Here is a 1,187-nt window from a genome sequence, read left to right as displayed (position 1 = left end):
GATCCGCGCCGCGCTCGCCGCGGCCCGGGTCGAGGCGCGGCAGATCGGCTATGTCGAGGCGCACGGCACCGGCACGCMGCTGGGCGACCCGATCGAACTCGGGGCGCTGTCGGCCGTGCTCGGCAGCGGGCGCGATCCGGCGCAGCCGCTGCGCGTCGGCTCGGTCAAGACCAACATCGGCCACCTGGAGGCCGCGGCGGGGCTGGCCGGCGTGATCAAGGTGGTGCTGTCGCTGCAGCGCGCGCAGATCCCGCCGCACCTGCACTTCACGCAGGGCAACCCGCACATCGACTGGAACTGGCCGGTGCAGGTGCCGACGCAGGCGACCGACTGGCCGGAGATCGACGGCCGCCGGCTCGCCGGCGTCAGCTCGTTCGGCTTCAGCGGCACCAATGCGCACGTGATCCTGGAAGCCGCCCCGCTGCCATCGCTGGCGGCCCCGCCGGCCGGCCCGCTGCGGCCGGCCCACCTGCTGGTGCTGTCGGCGCGCGACGAGGCGGCGTTGCTCGACCTGGCGCGCCGCCACGAGGCGCGGCTGCTGCAACTCGATGAGAGCGTCGAGGCGGCCGACCTGTGCTTCAGCGCGAACACCGGCCGCTCGCATTTCTCGCACCGCGTCGCACTCACCGGGGCGAGCGTCGACGAGCTGCGCGCCGGCCTGGCCGGCTTCCTCGCCGGCAGCGACGACCCCGCCATCGCGCGCGGCACGCTCGAAGGCGCGGCGCGGCCGCAGGTCGCCTTCCTGTTCACCGGGCAGGGCGGGCAGTACGCCGGCATGGGCCGCGCGCTGTACGACAGCGCGCCGGTGTTCCGTGCCGCGATGGACGCCTGCAACGCCGCCGCGGCGCCGCTGCTGCCGCGGCCGCTGCTCGACGTGATCTTCACGCCGGCCGGCGGCCATTCGCCGATCAACGAGACGGTGTGGGCGCAGCCGGTCAACTTCGCGATCGAGGTGTCGCTGGCCGCGCTGTGGCGGTCGTGGGGCATCGAGCCGGTCGCGCTGCTCGGGCACAGCCTCGGCGAATACGCGGCCGCCTGCGTGTCGGGCATGCTGTCGCTCGAAGACGGCATCCGGTGCGTGATCGAACGCGGCCGGCTGACGCACGAGCTGCCGGCCGACGGTGCGATGGCGGCGGTGTTCGCGCCCGAGGCCGTCGTGCAGGCCGAGTTGGCGAACGGCCCTGCCG

At 74.8% G+C, this 1,187-nt stretch carries 1 protein-coding gene; it reads left to right on the top strand.

The features are described 5' to 3' along the window. Window positions 1-1,187: acyltransferase domain-containing protein (locus tag AC1D01_RS35665; protein WP_477874389.1), on the top strand; the 1,187-nt coding region annotated here is incomplete at both ends.

This window comes from Rhizobacter sp. P3_B12 (genome assembly GCF_056402895.1).
Note: the sequence above shows the minus strand (reverse complement) of the source record. Positions and strands in the feature narration are given on the sequence as shown.